This is a genomic window from Sphingopyxis sp. (genome assembly GCF_034380315.1).
Taxonomy (GTDB): domain Bacteria; phylum Pseudomonadota; class Alphaproteobacteria; order Sphingomonadales; family Sphingomonadaceae; genus Sphingopyxis.
On sequence record NZ_JAXMPB010000003.1, the window covers coordinates 209,814 to 227,814 of the forward strand.

Genomic DNA, 18,001 nt, shown 5'->3' on the forward strand with positions numbered 1-18,001 from the left:
AAGTCTAAATCAGCGGAAAGCGGACTTTGCGCGGTCAATGATGTCAATCCCTTGTTGGCGTCACCAGATGTGGACGCGATCCTTCGGCGCCAGATACAACTTCTGACCTTCCTTCACCTGATACGCCTTATACCAAGGGTCAAGGTTGCGCGAGACCCAAGTCCGCTGGATCGACGGGGAATGCGGATCGGTCGTGATACGCTGCGACAGATTCTTCTCGCGGTAATTGCGGCGCCAAACCTGCGCCCAGCCGAGGAAAAAGCGCTGGTCGCCGGTCATGCCGTCGATCACCGGCGCCTCCTTGCCGCCCAGAGACGCCTTATAAGCGTCATAGGCGATGGTCAGCCCGGCCAGATCACCGATATTCTCACCCAGCGTGAACTTGCCGTCCAGATGCTCGCCCGGAAGCACTTCATAGGCACTATACTGGTCGATCAGGGCCTGACCGGCGGCCTCGAACGCCTTGACGTCTTCGGGCGTCCACCAGTCGGCCAGCTTTCCGGTCTCGTCATATTTTGCGCCCTGATCGTCGAAATGATGGCTGATCTCGTGGCCGATCACGGCGCCGATGCCGCCATAGTTGATCGCCGCATCGGCGTGCGGATCGAAGAAGGGCGGTTGCAGGATCGCGGCGGGGAAAACGATCTCGTTCATGCCGAAATTGGCATAGGCGTTCACTTCCATCGGGGTCATGAACCATTCCCAGCGGCGGATCGGTTCGCCAAGCCGCCCGACATTGTCGTCATGGGCAAACTGGCGCGAACGCAGCAGGTTGCCGAACAGATCGTCCGACCGAACCTCAAGCTTGCTATAATCCTTCCAGCGGTCGGGATAGCCGATCTTGGTCGTGAAATTGGCAAGTTTTTGCCGGGCCTTGACCTTGGTCTGCGGCTGCATCCAGCTCAGCGCATCGATACGACGCCCCATGGCGGCGAGGATATTCTTGACCAGCTTGTCCATCTCCGCCTTGGTTTCAGGCGGATAATATTTGGCGACATAATCCTGACCGACCGCCTCGCCCATATTGTCGGTGGTAAAATCCACCGCGCGCTTCCACCGCTCCTGCATCTCGGGCGTTCCCGACAAGGCGGTGCCATAAAAGGAGAATGCCTCTTTCGCGACGGCATCGGGCAGCACATTGGCAAAGCTGTCGATGCTGCGAACGGTCAGAATATCGCGAACCAGCGCGATGGGCGCGGCGGCGATCAGTTTGGCTTCACCGGTAAAAGCGCTCGGCTGCGACACCAGCAGCGTATCCTGGCCAACGCCGACGCCGCGAACGAAGCCAGCCCAGTCGAAGCCCGGCGCCGCTTTCGCGAGATCCGCGATCGTCATCTTGTTATAGACTTTGGTCGCGTCGCTGCTGTCGTTCTTGTCCCAGTGAACCGCCGCGACCTGCTTTTCAAAGTCATAGATCGCCTTGGCCCGCGACGCGGCATTCGCCTCGCCCGCCAGCGTCAGGACATTTTCCAGATGCTTGAGATAGGCGGCTTGCAGCGCAGTGTTCCGCTCATTGTCTTTCAGATAAAAGTCACGGTCGGGCATGCCCAGGCCGCCCTGATACATCGTATAGATATAGACGTCGGGGTTCTTGTCGTCCTGCCCGACATAGCCGCCGAAGAAATGCTGGATGCCGTTGCGGTCGGCTTCGGCGAGCAGCTTGGCAAGCCCGGCCTTGTCGGTGGCGCGGACCTTGGCCAGCCACGGCTGAATCGGCGCCAGCCCCTTTGCCTCGACCGTCGCGCTGTCCAGATAGGAGCTGTAAGCGCGGCCGATCATGCTGCCCGGATCGTCCTTGGCGGCGTCCAGAATTTCGCGGGTACGCTTTTGCGACAGGTCGGCGAGCGCGGTGAACATGCCATAGTTCGACTTGTCGGCCGGAATCGCGGTGTTCTTCGCCCATGTGCCGTTGGCATAGGCATAGAAATCGTCGCCAGGCCGCACACTCTTGTCCATGCCGGTCGCGTCGAAACCATAGGTTCCCAGCTCGGGCTTGGCTGCCTGGCTTGCTGGCGCCTCGGCTTTGCCCTTTGCGCCATCCTTGGCGACAACGGGCGCTGCTCCCAACAACAAGGCGCTAAATGCCGCGGTCGCCATCAGGCGCGAAAATTGGATCGAGTTTTTCATGATGCTCCCCAGTATCAGGTCCAGACCGCGCCGCCATCCCCGACTGCGGAGAGGTGCACGTCGATAGCAACAGCTATACGCCCGGACGGCGGGGGTTCAACCGGCGGGCGTGTCGCTCGTCGATGCCTCAAGTCGTTGGTCGCCCGCGCGGCGCAATTTGCGCCGCCAGCGCAGCCGAATCCAATTGTCCCAGATCAGCGCAGCCAGAATATAGCCGACGACAGCCGAGACGACCGAAATGACGAACAGTCCCGCGACCAGCGCGGGCGCCGCGTCGGACAACAGCCAACCAAGCCATTGGGTCACAGAGGCGCCATTTTCGAGCATCGCCGAAAAGGTCGCGACATTGGCGTGCAACCCGAACATGCGATCGCCCAGCCACACCGACGCCGCAATGATCAGCGGCGTCGTCACCGGGTTGGACAGGAACGTCATCGCTGCGCCGATAGGGATATTGGCACGGCACGGCAAAGCGAGCAGCGCGACCCCCAGTATCTGAACGCCGGGAATCAGAAAGAAGATACCGACGAACAGCCCCAGCGCGGTGCCGCGCGGCACCGAGGTCCGTGTAAAACGCCACAAATGACTATGCGCCACGCGGTGCGCGAACGGCTTGATGAAGCGGCTTTCCAGCAGCTCTTCGCGCGATGGCGAGTGGCGGCGGATCCAGTTCATGACCGCCGCCTTGTCCCGGGGCTTGCCCCCGCTCATCCGCGGTCCTTCATCAGGCGCTGTTTGTCGCGCTTCCAGTCGCGTTCCTTGATCGATTCACGCTTGTCGTGCGCCTTTTTGCCCTTGGCCAGCGCCAGTTCCACCTTTGCGCGCCCACGGCTGTTGAAATAGACCGAAAGCGGCACCAGCGTCATGCCCTGCCGCATCACTCCGGCGTGCAGCTTGTTGATCTCACGTCCGTTGAGCAGCAGCTTGCGGGGCCGCCGTGGCTCATGGTTGAAGCGGTTTCCGTGGCTGAATTCCGGGATGTTGGCGTTGATCAGCCATACTTCGCCGCCCGTCACCTCGGCATAGCTTTCGGCGATCGTCCCTTCGCCAAAGCGCAGCGATTTCACTTCGGTCCCGTGCAGAGCGATCCCCGCCTCGAACACCTGTTCGATGGCATAGTCGAAGCGCGCGCGCCGGTTCTCGGCGACGATCTTCTTCTTGTCGAATTCGGCTGCGGACTGAGGACGGGCCATGGCGATAAAACTTACAACACTCCTGCCGCGGAGAGAGCGGCGTCGACGGCAGCGCGCGATGCGGCCGATGCGGGGATGATAGGTAGGCGCACTTCGGCAGAAAACCAGTCATGAACGCGCGACAGCGCATATTTTACCGGAGCGGGCGATGCATCGGTGAACATCGCATGGTGCAAGGCGAACAACCGGTCATGCAGTACCAGCGCCAGCGGCCAGTCGCCCGCCGCCGTGGCCGCAGCGAAATCGGCACACAGGCGCGGCGCGACATTGGCCGTTACCGAAATGCAGCCCACCCCGCCCATCGCGGCGTGGGGCAACCACAGATCGTCATTGCCGCTGAGTTGGCAGAAATCGCTCCCCGTTCCCAGACGCTGGATTGTGACGCGCGCAAGGTCGCCGCTGGCATCCTTGATCGCAACGACCGAAGGAATTTCGGCGAGCTTGCACATCGTTTCGGCGCTGATGTCGGTCACGGTGCGGCCGGGAACATTATAGACGACGATCGGCAGGTCGCTGGCATCGGCAAGCGCCTGATAATGCGCGAGCAGCCCCTCCTGCGTCGGCCGGTTGTAATACGGCGCGACGACCAGCGCAGCGGTCGCGCCGGCTGCCTGGGCATGGCGCATATGGCGAATCGCGGTTGCGGTATCGTTCGATCCGCACCCGGCGATCACCGGAACCCGGCCCTCCGCTGCTTCGATACAGGCATCAATCACCTGATAATGCTCGTCGAAACCCAGCGTCGGGCTTTCTCCGGTCGTGCCGCAGGGGACAAGAGCGCTCGTGCCTTCCTCGATCTGCCATTTGACGAAGCGCGCAAAAGCAACGGCGTCGAACGCACCGTCGCGAAATGGCGTCACCAAGGCAGGGATCGAGCCCGAAAACATGTTTGCGCTCCTTTACAAAAACCGGCCGCGACCGATAGGATCGTGCGGCGCGCCCGCTCATGGACGCCTATTCAGCGCCCCGCAAGGAGTTTGCCACTAAAATGGCTGTCATGTTTACGTTAGCCCCCATTTCCCGCCTGGCGCTTGCCGCCGCCATGATGCTGCCGACCGCCGCGATGGGGAGCGAACTGACGCCCGAACAAATGGCCTGGTACCGGGCCCAGATGGGGCTGGCCTCCGCCTCCGCCTCGCCGCCGCTGACGACCAGTTCGGTCGGCGATGCGGTTATGGAATGGCGCCGCCTGACCCAGAACAGCAACGCCTCCTTCGACCAGCTCTCACGCTTTCTGATGGCCAACCCAGGGTGGCCCGAAGGCGACAAGATGCGTGCTCGCGCCGAAAAGGCGATTGCGATCGACAGCTTCGATCCGGCCCGCACTCTCGCCTATTTTCAGGCCTATCCGCCGCGCACGCCCAGCGGCGAGCTGCGTCATGCACTGGCGCTCAACGCCAGCGGTCGCCGCGACGAGGCCAATGCGGCGGTCCGGCGCGCCTGGATCGGCGGCCCGCTGGACGAGGCCGAGACGAACCGTATCCTGACATTTTTCCCGGGTGCGCTGTCCCCTGCGGACCACGACGCACGCATGGATCGCCTGTTGTGGTCGAACAACACCGCCGCCGCCGCTCGCCAGCTCAACTTCACCTCGCCAGCGAAGCGCACCGTCTTTGCGGCGCGACTGGCCATGCGGTCGGGCGCCGTCGATGCCGCGATGCAAGCCTCGGCCGCCGAAAGCGCCGATCCCTCGCTGACCCGTTCCGACCCCGGCTATATCACCGCCAAGGCAACCTGGCTGCGCAAAGCCGGGCGGGCTGGAGAAGCGCGCGCGCTGCTTTCCGCACCGCGGGCGTTGAAAGCGCCTCCGCTCGATGCGGAAGAATGGCTGGAAACGCTGCTCACCAATGCCCGGCTGGCCGACAATGGCGGTGACAAGCTTACCGCTTACAATATTGCGCGCCAGATTGACGACGCGCTGCCGCCGGGCACGGTAATACGCGAAACCTCGCTCGGCGTGCGCGACGATTATACCTCGCTGGCCTGGCTCGCGGGTCAGCTTGCGTTGAACGATCTGCGCCGCCCGGCGGAGGCGGTGCGCCTGTTCCGCGCCTATGGCGAGGCCGCGCGGTCGGCGCAGACCCGAACCAAGGGCTTTTACTGGGCGGGGCGCGCTGCGCTGGCCGCCGGGGACCGATCGACCGCCAACACGCATTTCGCGGACGCCGCCCAGCATTATGACCAGTTTTACGGCCAGCTCTCGCTGGAACGGCTCGGCCAGGCGCAGCCGCGGCCAAAACCCGTCCCGACCATCGCGGTGAACGATCAGGAAAAACGCTCTTTCGAGGACGACCGTCTGGTTCGTGCGGCGCGCGCGCTGGGCGAAATCGGCGCCTGGCGCGACCAGTCGCTGTTCCTGCGCGCTCTGGCGCAAAAAGCGACGTCACCCGCCGACCATGTACTCGCCGGACAATTGGCGGCATCGATCGGCCGCCCCGACCTTGGCGTGATGATCGGCCGCAGCGCCCAGGCAAACAGCCTCGACGCCGTCGAGGTTTCCGGTTTCCCGACCGTTCGCGTACCCGCGGGCCACGAGAGCAACTGGACGTTCATCCATGCCATCACCCGGCAGGAAAGCCAGTTCGACCGCGCCGCGATCAGCCATGCCGGCGCGCGCGGCATGATGCAGCTCATGCCCGGCACCGCACGCGAGGTCGCCGGCAAGCTGGGACTGAGCTATGATGCGTCGTCGCTTACCACCGACACCAATTACAACATGACCCTGGGCTCGACCTATTTCCAGCAGATGCTGCGCTATTATGGCGGCAGCTATCCGCTGGCGATCGCAGCCTATAACGCCGGACCGGGCAATGTGAACAAATGGCTGCGCGCCAATGGCGACCCGCGCACCGGCGGCATCGACATATTGGACTGGATCGAAGCGATCCCGATCTTCGAGACGAAAAACTATGTCCAGCGCGTCCTAGAAAACGCCGTCGTGTACGACACGCTGCAATCCGGTGATCGCAAATTGCCCAATGCTCCGCTCAGCTTTTACCTCGGCAAGCGTACGCCGGGGTAATCGAAGGATTGAAAACCCGATGGCGGGCGAAAAGACCAACATCATCAGCCCGGCCGGCTTTGCCGCATTGCGCTCCGAATATCAGCTCTTGCTAGGACAGGAGCGCCCCAAGCTGGTCGAGGTGATCAGTTGGGCGGCGGGCAATGGCGACCGCAGCGAGAATGGCGACTATATCTATGGTCGCAAGCGGCTGCGCGAAATCGATCGGCGGCTAGGCTTTCTCGCGCGCCGAATGAAGGCTGCCCGCGTGGTCGATCCGGCCGCGCAGGCCGATCGCAGTCGCGTCTGGTTTGGCGCCACGGTCGAACTGGCCGATGACGATGACTCACGGCGCACCGTCACGCTGGTCGGCGACGACGAAGCGGATGCGGGCACGGGACGGATCGGGTGGAACAGCCCGCTTGCCCGCGCCCTGCGCGGCGCCGCCGTGGGCGATCTGCGCACCGTACAGCTTCCCGCCGGACCCAAGGAATGGGAAGTGATGTCGGTCGCCTACCCGTCCTGACGGGCGCCCCCGCCCCCTGTGATCGCCATCACAGCGGTCGAAATTCGTTTCGGTCATGCTGGCCGGATCGAGATTGGTCGGGGAGAGCGTGAAGATGCGAAACCTTGTCGTTGCCGCAATGCTGGCACCGCTGCTTCATTCGCCCGGCCTCGCAGCCCAGCCGCTGAACGAGCGGCAGGTTCAGGGCCTCCTGACCGCGACTGAGAGCATCGAGAACCGCATCGACGGCGACCTCAACGGCGACGGTCGGGCGGACACGGCCTTTGTCACCGCTGCCGGGACCGATGGCCCTCGTTCGCTCAAAGTGTTTTTCGCAGGCCAGGGCGCCGCGCCGCATGCGGCGGGGCAACTGAGCTTGCCGCAATCGCCGATCGGCCCCGCCGAGCTCACCGTCGAGAACGGCGTTCTGGTTGTGCATGACGTGACCGGCGGCACCACGGCGGTTGCCGCCACCTATCGTTTTCGCGGAGAGCCGGGTGCGGCGCGAATGCGGCTGATCGGCATCGATGCCAAATATCTTAGCCGGACCTTTGCGCACGATGGCAGCGAACTGAGCTGGAATCTGCTTACCGGCGACGTCATTTCATCGCAGCTCAAGGCCCCGTCGCCCGGAACCGAGAGCGGCTATCAAAAAACCGGGCTCAAGCGTACCCGGCGCTCGGTCAGCACCATCTATATGGAAGATACGCCCGACGCCGAGGACCTGTTCGCGGCGATCCCGCCGCCGCGCTGACAAGGCCGGACTCGACACCTGCGATCCTGCCAACTACCGTCGACCGCGGCCCTGGTCAGCGATCCAAAAGCGCCGGGATGATCCAAACCGCCGACATCAGCAGAATGGTCAGGATCAAAGAAATCGCCAGAACATAGCGAACGCCGTGCCCCTTGACCGCAGAGCTGGCTTCCTCGTCGGACATTTCGACGTGATTATCGACGACTTTCATGGTTCGTCTCCCGCATGGCTGCACTCGACCGGAAACGCTCCGCCACCCGTGCGGTTCCGAAAAAGCGTGCCAGAGGGTCTGTAAGCCGGGTTCTGTCCACCCCTGTAGAAGGGGATAGGCGATCATTCCTCTAGGCGTTCGATTGCCCGAACGCTCAAGCAGTCAACCCGGACGGCGGGGCCGGAACCAGCCCTGGAAATCAATCCGTGCCATCCCTATTCGACCTTGCTCCCAGTGGGGTTTGCCGTGCCGCGTCCGTTACCGTCCGCGCGGTGCGCTCTTACCGCACCCTTTCACCTTTCGCCGGGCCGAAGCCGTTGGCGGTCTGCTCTCTGTGGCACTTTCCCTGACTCCCTTTCAGGAGCCGCCGGACGTTATCCGGCACCGTGGTTTCCGTGGAGCCCGGACTTTCCTCCCCCTCGCTTGCGCGAAGCGGCGATCGCCCGACCCTCTGGCAATATCATTATACGCCCTGCCTCACGGCTTTGCGAGTCAATTGCCTTCGGGCTGAGGCAACAAAAGCGCCAGCAGGATCGCCCGGCATTCACCATCGATCGTGCCGTCGATCAGTTCGGGACGGAAACGACGCTGAAACGCGACCGTTGCGGCAAAGCCATCGGTCACGTCATAGCCGAACCGTTCCAGCGCGAGCAGGAAACCCGCGTCGGTCCACAAGGGGTCGGTCAACTTCTTCGTCGGACGCGGCAGTGCGAGGCGGCGGCGCGCCAGTTCGTCCCACGGAAACAGCTCGCCCGGGTCCTGCTTGCGCGTTGGCGCCACGTCCGAATGACCCACGATGTTGCCGCGGGTGATCGCGTGGCGATCCTTGATCATATGCACCAACCGCACGACCGACGCCACCTGCGCCGCGGGAAACGGAACATAGCCCAGCTCGTGCCCCGGATTGACGATCTCGATCCCGACACTCGCCGAGTTGATGTCGCTGACCCCGCGCCAGTGCGATCGTCCGGCGTGCCAGGCGCGCTTGTCTTCAGGCACCATCTGGGTGATCTGCCCATCGTCGTCGACGACATAGTGCGCCGATACCTTTGCTTCGGGATCTGCAAGCCGATCAAGAGCTTCGGCGCCGTTCTTCATCCCGGTATAATGAAGCACGATCATCGAAACCGGCAAGGCACGCTCGTCGAAATTGGGAGACCAGCGCTCGATGAAATCCTTCATGCCTGTCGTTGCCCGTTCCTAGCCAACACTCGGCCCCGCTTGGGCCAGCGCGGGGCAAATTGCAAGGTCAGGCCGCAACCGGACGGCGCAGCTGTTGCTCCGCCGGTTCATAAAGACCGCGCAGACGTGGGCTGGCAACGAACTGGTCGGTCTGTCCCAGCACCGTCTCCCCCGCCCCCAGCACCAGAAAGCTTTGCGGTGCTGCGGCGACCCGCAGCCGCGCAAAGGCCTTGTGCCGCATCGCCGGCGAGAAATACAGCAACAGATTGCGGCAGAAGATCAGGTCGGCGGGACGCGCCAGCGGCGGCCGGTCGGTGAGCATATTCTGCACCGAAAACTCGACCCGGCGCCGAAGGTCCGCCTTGGCCAGCCATCCGCCCTCGGTCTGGTCGAACCAGCGCACCATGCGTTGGATCGGAAGCCCCCGCTGGATCTCGAACTGGCTATAGAGACCGACCCGAGCCCTGGAAATGGCGTGATAGCTGACGTCGGTCCCGATGATCTGCACCTGCCAACCCGCCCATTTCGACTCCTGCTCGGCGAGCAGCATCGCCATGGAATAGGCCTCCTGCCCGGTCGAAACACCGCAATGCCAGATTGTCAGGCTGCGTCGCTGCGCATTGATTTCCCGTAGTTTTTCCAACGCGGTCGCCGCGATGTCGTCAAAAACGCTGTGCTCGCGATAAAAATATGTCTCGTTGTTCAGCATGGCGTCGACGGTGTCGTCGAGCAATTGCCGGTTGGTCGAGGTGACGAGCGCCGCGACCAGTGCGTCGAGATCCGCCACGCCGTGCCGCTGCATCACCGGCTTCAGCGACATTTCGATCCGCCAGATACGATTGGGCGACAATGTTTGGCCGGTTCGCGATTCCAGCACCCCCATCAGGATGCGATAAGCCGATTCACTGGCACCGCCATCAATCATCGACCGCCACCTCCCCGACGAAAGCCACCCAGAACGAGGGCAATGGCATCGGGATTGAGCGTCGCGGTCGCCAGTCCCGCCTTTGCCACGGCACCCGGCATTCCCCAGATGACGCAGCTTTCCGGCGCCTGAGCGAAAACCGCTCCGCCCGCCTGTTTCAACCGCTCGGCACCAAGCGCCCCATCACGTCCCATACCGCTCAGGATCACGGCGACAGCCCCCCGGCCATAGGCCTCCGCAACCGAATAGAGCATCGGGTCGGCCGACGGACAGCAGCCATTCTCCACCGGCCGCCTGTCCAACGCGATCTCATGCCCACGATGCCCGGTCACGACCGTCAGATGGGCATCGCCGGGCGCAAGATAGATATGATTCGGTTCGACCGTCATTCCGGGCTGCGCCACGCAGGCGATCCGGCTCGTCATCGTCGCGATCTGCCGGGCGTAAAACTCCATGAATGCGTCAGGCAGGTGCTGGGTGAGGAGGATCGGCGCGGTAATCCGCGGATCAAGATTGGCAAGAAATGTCGTAAAGGCGGGAATTCCCCCCGTCGAGGCCGCAACCGCGATGCAATCGATCGGATGCTCGGCCGCCGCGCTCACCGCCGCGGGTGTGGCAACGGGGCGCGCGCCCTCGCAAACCGGTGACAGATGTGCTCTCGGCTGCTGCCCTAGCGACAGGATGCGGTCCGTCAGCACATCGGCAAAGCGGCCGGAAAAGCTTCCGCGCCCCGGCTTTGCCAGCGTGTCGCTTGCGCCGAGCGACAGCGCCTCGATTGCCGCAGGACCGCCTTCCACGCAATTGGACGACAGGATCAGGACTCGCGCGTTCGCCGCCTGTTCGATGATATGGGGCAAGGCTGCTAGCCCGCTCATCCCGGGCATTTCGATATCGAGGATGATCACATCGACCGCATTGTCGGCCAGAAAGGCTAGCGCATCATGCGCCGATGCCATCGAGGCGCAGACCTTCAGCCCCGGACGTTGATCGATGATGCGTTCCAATATGCTGCGAACGACCAGACTGTCGTCGACCAGCATGACGCGGACCGCCCGCGCCGGGCTCGCGGCCCGTCCCGGCTCCGGATCAAATGGATTGGGTCGGAGGCTGGCCACCGAAGCCGCCTCAGGCGACGCCGACGAGCTGCAGCTTGCCTTCGAGCGTTTCGCGGTCGAAGGGCTTCATGACATATTCGTCCGCGCCGGCTTCGATCGCGGCACGAATGTGATCGATGCTGTTTTCAGTGGTACAGAACACTACCCGTGGCCGCTCTTCGACACCATAGTCCAGATCGTTGAAAGCCCCCAAAAACTCCATGCCGCTCATCACCGGCATATTCCAGTCGAGCAGGATCACGTCGGGACGATTTCCCTGACAGAAAATCAACGCTTCCTGACCGTCGGCGGCTTCATCCACCGCAAAGGACATGCTTTCAAGGATATGGCGCGCGACCTTGCGTATCACCTTGCTGTCATCGACGACCAAACAGGATTTCGACATTCTCTTTTACTCCGACCCCCCGGGGCTTTCGGGACTGTAAGGTGAACTCGTGTCCAGCCCGTTAACGCAAATTGCGATCATGCCGCGCGCGCTGTGGGTAAGGATATGAAATGTGACGGATCCACGACCAGCAACGAGGCGCCCTGATGCTCGATCACGGCATCGGCCACGCGGGCCCATCCTTCGGTGAGTTTTCCGGCAACGCGCGTTTCGGGTTCATCGATGAAGCAGACATCCTCGACCTCATCGGCGAGAAGGGCGTAACCATGGTCCGCGACATCGACCACGATCACCCGTTGGCCGGATGCGACGGGCACCGGAGGAAGGCCGATCACCACATGCGGGTCGATCAGGGTAAAGACCCGACTGCGCAGCGCAAACAGCCCCGCGACATGCGGCGGCGCCGCTGGCACTTCGACCGGCGTCCCTACCGCGACAACCGAGTGGATCGCCCGGCTGCGCAATGCCACGCGGGTGTCCGCAATGCGCGCGATCAGATAGAGCTTGTCCATCATCGTCCCCCCTCTCCGACCTGGCGGCGCAGTGCGTCGAGCAACGCCGCCCGATCATAGCGATAGACGCTGGCATCCTCCGGCCCCGTCGATGTCGCGTCGGCGCGAAGGCGGATGACGGGGACGCCGCCTTGGGCATGAATGCAAGCGCCATCATCGGCCGACAGGCACAGCAGAACATCGGGCCGCTCCGCGCTGTCGTCCTGAGCAGGCGCGACGCGATATCCTGCGCTTTGCAGGAGCGGCGTCAAAAAATTCGCGCCCCAACCGTCATGATCATCGGCAAGGTGGCAAAGCGGTTCGCGGGCCGGTGCCTTTTGCATGGCGCTGCCGCTGTTCTCCATCAACCAATAGGGATCGATCAACTCGACAGGTTTGCCCGCCACCAGGGCGACTCCGGCGATCAGGCCCGGCGTGACCGCGGCCTGAAAACTGTCGGGCAGGCGCACGATGTCGTTGACCGCAGCGATCGGATAGCAAAGCGCCGATCGGCCATCGTGGAGGCGGAGCAACTTGATCTCTCCGCTTCCGTCCGGTGCGCGGGCAGCATGAACCGGCAAAATTTCGCCGCCGATTTGCACCCGCACCGTGCCGGCCGTTTCGAACAGCGTATCCACCGGCACTTCCTCGACCCGCTCGACCACCGAAAGGCGTACACCGCGAAGACGCCCGCACATATCCTGGAACAACAGCAGTTGCGCCGCATTGCGCGCTGCGATGGCCTCCGCCTCTGCCCCATCATCATTGTCGCGATTGCGGCCCGCCTCGCTCGCATCGATTCCCGACGCGACCAGCAGCCCCTGCACGTCGAGCAACAGGACCGGACGGCCGTTATCGGGAAGCGTGGTTCCGGCGTATAATCCAGTCGCCATGATCATCGGCGCCGCTGGCTTGATGACCAGTTCTTCCTGATCATGGATTGCAGCGACACTGAGAGCATAGCTTTGCCCCTGCCCCGGACGCACGATGACCAATGCACGGTCGTCGGGATCGTCGGCAGGGTCAGGATTGCGCGCCAAAATGGATTCGAGCCGCAACAACGGATAACGCGCCCCGCGAACGGTCGCGATTTCGCCCCCGCCGATCCGGTCGAGGCGCACCGTGTCGCTGCTTTCGAGCAGGATTTCGCGAACCGATCCACGCGGAATAGCGAACTGATGCCCCGCGGCGTGAACCATCAACCCCGAAATGATCGTCAGCGTCATCGGAACGCGTAGCAGGATCGTCAGCCCGCGCCCCTCGTCATTCCGCAGCTCGACGACACCACCGATCTTTTCGACATTGGCCTTGACGATATCCATGCCGACGCCGCGGCCCGAGATTTCCGTAACCTCCGCCGCCGTCGAGAAGCCGGCCCGAAAGATAAGCTCCAGCTTTTCACGAGGGCTAAGCAGGCGCGCATCGGCGGCGGTCAACATGCGCGCCGCCACCGCCTTGGCCACCAGTGCGTCAGGCGACAGCCCGCGTCCATCGTCGCTGACCGCGATTTCGATCTGATTCCCCGATTGGCGCGCCGAGACCGCGATCGTTGCGGTATCGTCCTTGCCCGCGGCGGCGCGCACGGCGCTCCTCTCGACGCCATGGTCGAGCGCATTCCGGATGATGTGGATCAACGGATCGCGGATATTTTCCATCATCTCGCGATCGAGTTCGACCTCCCCGCCGCTCGTCTCGAATCGGACCTTTTTATCAAGTTCGCGGGCAAGGTCGCGAACGATGCGCGGCAGCGGCGCAAATAATTTATCGATCCGTTGCATCCGCATCTGGCTGACCGACTGGCGCATCCCGGCGATCGAATCCGACAGGCGATCGAACGCCGCGATGACCGACGGTTCCGCGCCCGATTCGCGCAGCATACGGGCGAATTCGTTGCGGGCCAGCACGATATCGGTCACGCCCGTCATCACCGAATCCAACAGTTGCAGTGGCACGCGGATCGACCGCCACCCCTGCAGATCGGAACCGAAATCATCCTCACGGCGCAATGGCACGCCGGCCACCTCGAACGACGTATCGGAGACGGCGTCTTGGGCAGTCAGCACATTGATCGCGTCGCTGTCGTCTCCGACCGGTTCGCTGCCCTCGCTACCCAGGATAGCGCACAGTTGGTTCAGGCGGTCGATAATTCCTAGGACAGCCGTGATCAACCCCGGGGTCGCGGGCCGCTTGCCCTGACGCACCTGATCGAGCGCATCTTCGGCGGCATGCGACAATGCTGTGACTCGCGGGAGCGCCAGAAAACCCGAGCTGCCCTTTATAGTGTGAACGAAGCGAAAAATGGCGTCGAGCTGTGCCCGGTCGTCAGGGTCGGCCTCCCACGCGACCAGTGCCCCACCGGCATCGGCGAGGATTTCGGTCGTTTCAGCCAGAAAGTCGTTCAGCAGATCGTCCATTGCGGTACCGGCGCGCCCCAAAATCGAAGCGTGACCATGACCGACAATGGTTAATGGAGAGTTTGCATATCGCCCAGAATCAACCGCGAAGCACCGCTCCGACCAACAAGGATGTCGGCGTTTCGCGCGCCAACATCACCGTCCCGCCGTTCTGCTTGGCGACAGCCTGTACCAGCACGGCCGGTGCCGTTCGCGAGGTCATGGCGGCGGCGGCCTCGCCTTCCTTCAGGATGCGTTCGACATCGGCATCGACAAGGATACGTTCGGCCTCCGCGTGGAGCGCGATTTCAATCGATCCGTCGGCCTGGCGTTCGCATCCGATGTCGAGCCGCCCGCCCCGTACCAGCGCATCGACCAGAATCAAGGCAAGGTTGAGGATGATCTTCACGGCAGGCTTCGGCAAAGGGTCGTCGCCGATCATCCAGTTGAGGGTGATCGGCCGGTCCGCCATGATCCCTTCGATCGTCGACCTGGCCTCGCTCGGCGGCACAGCCTCTCCGAAACCGCCGGCGGATCCAAAGGCGAGGCGAAAAAACTTCAGTTTCGCCGCCGACGTGCGAGCGCTTTGTTCGAGCAGGTCGATACAGCGCGCCCGCATGTCCGGATCTTTTTCATCGGCCAACAACTCTAGCCCATTGGCAAAGGCTCCAACGGGGCTGAGCAGGTCGTGACACAGGCGCGAAGCCATCATGGAGGCGAAATCGACGCGGTCGTCGGTCATGGATGAAAAGGCTCCCCAGCGCAGCGTCCGGATAATCCGGCTTGTCGCCGCTCCTAGGGCAGGCGCCCCCCAAAGGGCAAGCGCGATCCCCTTGAATTCGGTCGGCCGAAGCCCACATTCGCTTCAATGCAGGGGGACGACCAGATTTTGACGGTGACGCTGGGGGATGGTTCAGCTGGACTGCGGCTCGACCGGGCCCTGGCTGAAGCCCTTCCCAACCTGTCACGCGAGCGTCTGAAAATGTTGATCAAGGGCGGCCGCGTCGCCGACCTCGGCGGGGCCGTACTTCAGGACCCCTCCGCGAAAACTGCGGCCGGGATCACCCTTGCCCTCCGCCTTCCTGCCCCGGCCCCCGCGCAAAATGCCGCGCAGGATCTTGACCTCGTCATCGCCTATGAGGATGCCGACCTGATCGTCGTCGACAAGCCTGCGGGGATGGTCGTCCATCCCGCGGCGGGCAATCTCGATGGTACGATGGTCAACGCGCTTCTACACCATTGCGCAGGACAATTGTCGGGGATCGGCGGGGTTGCACGGCCTGGCATCGTCCACCGGATCGACAAGGACACCAGCGGGCTGATCGTCGCCGCAAAGCACGACAAGGCCCATGAAGGACTGGCGAAGCAATTCGCCGCGCACAGCATCGACCGCCGCTACATCGCCATCGCAACCGGCCGGCCGATGCCCGCCAGTGGTGCCATCGACGCCGCGCTCGGCCGCTCGTCCACCAACCGCAAGAAAATGGCGGTGGTCGCGGCAGGACGCGGCAAGCATGCGATCACCCATTATCGTACCGTCGAACCGCTGCGCGGCGCGACGGTCATCGAATGCCGGCTGGAGACCGGCCGAACGCACCAGGTGCGCGTTCATATGGCGCATATCGGCCACCCACTGGTCGGCGACCCGGTATATGGCCGCGCCAGAAAGCCGCTTTCAGAGCTGCTGAAGGCCCGGAATTTCGTAAGGCAGGCATTGCACGCCGCCCATTTGGGTTTTATTCATCCGGTGAACGGTAACAGAATTGCGCTCGACAGCGAAATCCCAGCGGACATGCGGGAACTGATCGATGAACTGCGCGTTTAGGTTTCGATTGAAAATCTATTTTGATCCGCGGAACCAACCGCGGCAGAATATTCTCAGGTTTTAGGGAAGACACTCTCCGATGGCTAATAAAAGCAATGTTCCGGCCGTAGTGCCCGCGCTGGGTGGTGAAGCCAGCCTGAACCGCTACCTGGCCGAAATCCGCAAATTTCCGCTGTTGACGCCCGAGCAGGAATATATGCTTGCCAAGCGTTTTCAGGAACATGGCGACAATGAAGCTGCGGCGCAGCTCGTGACGTCTCACCTGCGCCTCGTCGCAAAGATTGCGATGGGCTATCGCGGTTATGGCCTGCCGGTCAGCGAACTGATCAGCGAAGGCAATATCGGACTGATGCAGGGAGTGAAGAAATTCGATCCCGAACGCGGCTTCCGCCTGGCGACTTATGCCATGTGGTGGATTCGCGCCTCGATTCAGGAATTCATCCTGCGTTCGTGGAGCCTTGTCAAAATGGGCACCACCGCAGCGCAGAAAAAGCTGTTCTTCAACCTCCGCCGGATGAAGAACAATCTCGAAGCTTTCGAGGATGGCGACCTGAGCCCCGAAAATGTCGCGAAAATCGCGAAAGATCTGGGGGTCACGGAAGAAGAAGTCGTCAGCATGAATCGTCGCATGGCGATGGGCGGCGACACGTCGCTCAATGTGCCGATGGGCGAGGATGGCGACAGCCAGTGGCAGGACCTGCTGGGCGACGAAGGCCCGTTGCAGGATGAGCGCGTGGCAGAGGCGCAGGAACGCGACGTACGGCACGAACTGCTTACCGAAGCGCTCGAAACGCTGAATGAGCGCGAACGCCATATTCTGACCGAACGGCGCCTGACCGACGACCCCAAGACGCTGGAAGACCTTAGCCAGGTCTATGACGTCAGCCGCGAACGTGTCCGCCAGATCGAGGTTCGCGCGTTCGAAAAGCTGCAGAAGGCGATGCTCAAACTAGCCGGCGAGCGTCGGCTGATCGCCACCTGATCGCTCTGGCCCCGGACAGGCCCGACGCGGGGCGCGGCGACTGATGGTTCCTGCCCGCCCCGCTTGGCCGCCCAAGACGGCCGTCGGCTGGAGCCTGGCGCTTGTCCTGATTTGGTCGCTGGTTGCGCTTGCACAGGCGGGACAGGCGCAATTGGTCACCGAATATCGCGGATCGCCGCAAGCGTGGTGGCCCAGCCTGGGTTACGCCGCCGCCATATATTCGATCTGGGCGCTGCTGAGTTGGCCGGTCATCGGCGCCGTTCTTGCGATCCACCAATGGAAGGCGCCCCGATGGACGCGCCTTGCGGCCTATCTTCTGCTCTGGCCGCCGACGGCAGCCTCGCATATCAGCCTGTTCGCGCTGCTCTATTGGCCTCTGTACCGCAGCGAAGCCACCCCGACCCGCAGCGCCATGGCTGACGCGATGTTCGTGCGCAATTTCGATACCAATTCAGTATTCTACGCGGTTCTGGTCGCCGCCACGCTGATTTGGCAGCGCGCGCGGCAACGGCAGGCCAACGAGGGCGCGGCGACACCGAAGCCTGGCGTTGGCGCGGTCGAAATCCGTAACCGCGGGCATCTGACCCGCATCGCGCCGGAACGGATCGACTGGATCGGTGCGGCGGGCGATTATGCCGAAATCCATATGGGCGGCGAAACACGGCTGATCGACGAATCGCTGACGTCGCTCGCCCGCCAGCTCCCGGCCGACGATTTTGCCCGCATCCATCGCGGCACGCTCGTCCGGGTCGATCGCATCGACCGGATCGTTCCCCTGGGGCGCGGCGATGCCCTTGTTTGCCTGTCCGATGGGCAAGAACTGCGGTTGAGTCGTCGCTATCGCCGGAACCTCGCTTCGCTGATCACAGCTGCGCCGCCGCCCGCATAGCGGTCTCAGCGATCCCGCTCGGC

General features: G+C 63.0%; 18 protein-coding genes and 1 other RNA gene. 6 read left to right on the top strand and 13 right to left on the bottom strand.

Annotation, left to right across the window (positions count from 1 at the left end; all coding sequences use genetic code 11):
* Positions 1 to 60 precede the first annotated feature (60 nt).
* The 4 genes from U0S50_RS06985 to dapA form a co-directional block, all read right to left on the bottom strand.
* Entirely contained in the window at positions 61 to 2,127 is a 2,067-nt protein-coding gene (locus tag U0S50_RS06985; protein WP_322308045.1) for a M13 family metallopeptidase, read from the bottom strand.
* 96 nt (positions 2,128 to 2,223) lie between these two features.
* Positions 2,224 to 2,802 carry a DUF2062 domain-containing protein gene (locus U0S50_RS06990; protein ID WP_322308046.1) on the bottom strand — a complete coding sequence of 193 codons (579 nt, stop codon included), beginning with the start codon at positions 2,800 to 2,802 and terminating at the stop codon, positions 2,224 to 2,226.
* A gap of 32 nt (positions 2,803 to 2,834) precedes the next feature.
* Positions 2,835 to 3,320: an SsrA-binding protein SmpB gene (gene smpB / locus U0S50_RS06995; RefSeq protein WP_322308047.1), complete on the bottom strand. Its 486-nt coding sequence runs from the start codon at positions 3,318 to 3,320 to the stop codon at positions 2,835 to 2,837.
* A gap of 11 nt (positions 3,321 to 3,331) precedes the next feature.
* A complete protein-coding gene (dapA, locus tag U0S50_RS07000; protein WP_322308048.1) occupies positions 3,332 to 4,207 on the bottom strand; it encodes a 4-hydroxy-tetrahydrodipicolinate synthase in 876 nt (291 codons plus the stop codon).
* A 101-nt stretch (positions 4,208 to 4,308) separates the two neighbouring features.
* Here dapA and U0S50_RS07005 point away from each other — a divergent pair, with 101 nt between their 5' ends.
* From U0S50_RS07005 to U0S50_RS07015, 3 genes are all read left to right on the top strand, one after another.
* Complete coding sequence (locus U0S50_RS07005) at positions 4,309 to 6,342, top strand: lytic transglycosylase domain-containing protein (protein ID WP_322308049.1); 2,034 nt, start codon at positions 4,309 to 4,311, stop codon at positions 6,340 to 6,342.
* Between the two features lie 19 nt (positions 6,343 to 6,361).
* Complete coding sequence (gene greB / locus U0S50_RS07010; protein ID WP_322308050.1) at positions 6,362 to 6,847, top strand: transcription elongation factor GreB; 486 nt, start codon at positions 6,362 to 6,364, stop codon at positions 6,845 to 6,847.
* 88 nt (positions 6,848 to 6,935) lie between these two features.
* A complete protein-coding gene (locus U0S50_RS07015) occupies positions 6,936 to 7,580 on the top strand; it encodes a hypothetical protein (RefSeq protein WP_322308051.1) in 645 nt (214 codons plus the stop codon).
* A gap of 55 nt (positions 7,581 to 7,635) precedes the next feature.
* On the opposite strand, the gene U0S50_RS07020 is transcribed toward U0S50_RS07015, so the two are convergent.
* From U0S50_RS07020 to U0S50_RS07060, 9 genes are all read right to left on the bottom strand, one after another.
* Positions 7,636 to 7,791, bottom strand: coding sequence for a hypothetical protein (locus tag U0S50_RS07020; protein ID WP_322308052.1), 156 nt, complete (start codon positions 7,789 to 7,791; stop codon positions 7,636 to 7,638).
* A 65-nt stretch (positions 7,792 to 7,856) separates the two neighbouring features.
* An RNA gene (gene rnpB, locus U0S50_RS07025) (RNase P RNA component class A) lies at positions 7,857 to 8,246 on the bottom strand.
* Positions 8,247 to 8,283: 37 nt separating this feature from the next.
* Positions 8,284 to 8,973: an N-acetylmuramoyl-L-alanine amidase gene (locus tag U0S50_RS07030; protein WP_322308053.1), complete on the bottom strand. Its 690-nt coding sequence runs from the start codon at positions 8,971 to 8,973 to the stop codon at positions 8,284 to 8,286.
* Between the two features lie 67 nt (positions 8,974 to 9,040).
* The gene (locus tag U0S50_RS07035) at positions 9,041 to 9,898 is read right to left on the bottom strand and encodes a protein-glutamate O-methyltransferase CheR (RefSeq protein ID WP_322308054.1); all 858 of its coding nucleotides are present in this window, start codon (positions 9,896 to 9,898) and stop codon (positions 9,041 to 9,043) included.
* The gene (cheB, locus tag U0S50_RS07040; RefSeq protein WP_322308055.1) at positions 9,895 to 11,013 is read right to left on the bottom strand and encodes a chemotaxis-specific protein-glutamate methyltransferase CheB; all 1,119 of its coding nucleotides are present in this window, start codon (positions 11,011 to 11,013) and stop codon (positions 9,895 to 9,897) included. The genes U0S50_RS07035 and cheB overlap by 4 nt, the downstream gene beginning before the upstream one ends.
* Positions 11,014 to 11,023: 10 nt before the next feature.
* Positions 11,024 to 11,398 carry a response regulator gene (locus U0S50_RS07045; RefSeq protein WP_322308056.1) on the bottom strand — a complete coding sequence of 125 codons (375 nt, stop codon included), beginning with the start codon at positions 11,396 to 11,398 and terminating at the stop codon, positions 11,024 to 11,026.
* A gap of 77 nt (positions 11,399 to 11,475) precedes the next feature.
* Complete coding sequence (locus U0S50_RS07050; protein ID WP_322308057.1) at positions 11,476 to 11,913, bottom strand: chemotaxis protein CheW; 438 nt, start codon at positions 11,911 to 11,913, stop codon at positions 11,476 to 11,478.
* Positions 11,910 to 14,303 (bottom strand): chemotaxis protein CheA, encoded by a 2,394-nt coding sequence (locus U0S50_RS07055; protein ID WP_322308058.1) that lies wholly within the window; start codon positions 14,301 to 14,303, stop codon positions 11,910 to 11,912. The genes U0S50_RS07050 and U0S50_RS07055 overlap by 4 nt, the downstream gene beginning before the upstream one ends.
* Before the next feature lie 79 nt (positions 14,304 to 14,382).
* On the bottom strand, positions 14,383 to 15,024 hold the full coding sequence (locus tag U0S50_RS07060) for a histidine phosphotransferase family protein (RefSeq protein ID WP_322308059.1): 642 nt from the start codon (positions 15,022 to 15,024) through the stop codon (positions 14,383 to 14,385).
* Between the two features lie 126 nt (positions 15,025 to 15,150).
* Here U0S50_RS07060 and U0S50_RS07065 point away from each other — a divergent pair, with 126 nt between their 5' ends.
* From U0S50_RS07065 to U0S50_RS07075, 3 genes are all read left to right on the top strand, one after another.
* Entirely contained in the window at positions 15,151 to 16,107 is a 957-nt protein-coding gene (locus tag U0S50_RS07065; RefSeq protein ID WP_322308060.1) for an RluA family pseudouridine synthase, read from the top strand.
* 79 nt (positions 16,108 to 16,186) lie between these two features.
* A complete protein-coding gene (gene rpoH / locus U0S50_RS07070) occupies positions 16,187 to 17,089 on the top strand; it encodes an RNA polymerase sigma factor RpoH (protein WP_322308061.1) in 903 nt (300 codons plus the stop codon).
* 43 nt (positions 17,090 to 17,132) lie between these two features.
* Complete coding sequence (locus U0S50_RS07075; protein WP_322308062.1) at positions 17,133 to 17,978, top strand: LytTR family DNA-binding domain-containing protein; 846 nt, start codon at positions 17,133 to 17,135, stop codon at positions 17,976 to 17,978.
* Positions 17,979 to 18,001: the final 23 nt, after the last annotated feature.

What these genes read in the sequence shown, in the direction of transcription:
- U0S50_RS06990 (WP_322308046.1), bottom strand. Translation starts at nt 2,802, where the DNA reads ATGAACTGGATCCGCCGCCACTCGCCATCGCGCGAAGAGCTGCTGGAA.
- greB (WP_322308050.1), top strand. Translation starts at nt 6,362, where the DNA reads ATGGCGGGCGAAAAGACCAACATCATCAGCCCGGCCGGCTTTGCCGCA.
- U0S50_RS07065 (WP_322308060.1), top strand. Translation starts at nt 15,151, where the DNA reads ATGCAGGGGGACGACCAGATTTTGACGGTGACGCTGGGGGATGGTTCA.
- U0S50_RS07035 (WP_322308054.1), bottom strand. Translation starts at nt 9,898, where the DNA reads ATGATTGATGGCGGTGCCAGTGAATCGGCTTATCGCATCCTGATGGGG.
- U0S50_RS07060 (WP_322308059.1), bottom strand. Translation starts at nt 15,024, where the DNA reads ATGACCGACGACCGCGTCGATTTCGCCTCCATGATGGCTTCGCGCCTG.
- U0S50_RS07055 (WP_322308058.1), bottom strand. Translation starts at nt 14,303, where the DNA reads ATGGACGATCTGCTGAACGACTTTCTGGCTGAAACGACCGAAATCCTC.
- U0S50_RS07075 (WP_322308062.1), top strand. Translation starts at nt 17,133, where the DNA reads ATGGTTCCTGCCCGCCCCGCTTGGCCGCCCAAGACGGCCGTCGGCTGG.
- U0S50_RS07030 (WP_322308053.1), bottom strand. Translation starts at nt 8,973, where the DNA reads ATGAAGGATTTCATCGAGCGCTGGTCTCCCAATTTCGACGAGCGTGCC.
- U0S50_RS07020 (WP_322308052.1), bottom strand. Translation starts at nt 7,791, where the DNA reads ATGAAAGTCGTCGATAATCACGTCGAAATGTCCGACGAGGAAGCCAGC.
- dapA (WP_322308048.1), bottom strand. Translation starts at nt 4,207, where the DNA reads ATGTTTTCGGGCTCGATCCCTGCCTTGGTGACGCCATTTCGCGACGGT.
- rpoH (WP_322308061.1), top strand. Translation starts at nt 16,187, where the DNA reads ATGGCTAATAAAAGCAATGTTCCGGCCGTAGTGCCCGCGCTGGGTGGT.
- U0S50_RS06985 (WP_322308045.1), bottom strand. Translation starts at nt 2,127, where the DNA reads ATGAAAAACTCGATCCAATTTTCGCGCCTGATGGCGACCGCGGCATTT.
- U0S50_RS07005 (WP_322308049.1), top strand. Translation starts at nt 4,309, where the DNA reads ATGGCTGTCATGTTTACGTTAGCCCCCATTTCCCGCCTGGCGCTTGCC.
- U0S50_RS07050 (WP_322308057.1), bottom strand. Translation starts at nt 11,913, where the DNA reads ATGATGGACAAGCTCTATCTGATCGCGCGCATTGCGGACACCCGCGTG.
- U0S50_RS07045 (WP_322308056.1), bottom strand. Translation starts at nt 11,398, where the DNA reads ATGTCGAAATCCTGTTTGGTCGTCGATGACAGCAAGGTGATACGCAAG.
- smpB (WP_322308047.1), bottom strand. Translation starts at nt 3,320, where the DNA reads ATGGCCCGTCCTCAGTCCGCAGCCGAATTCGACAAGAAGAAGATCGTC.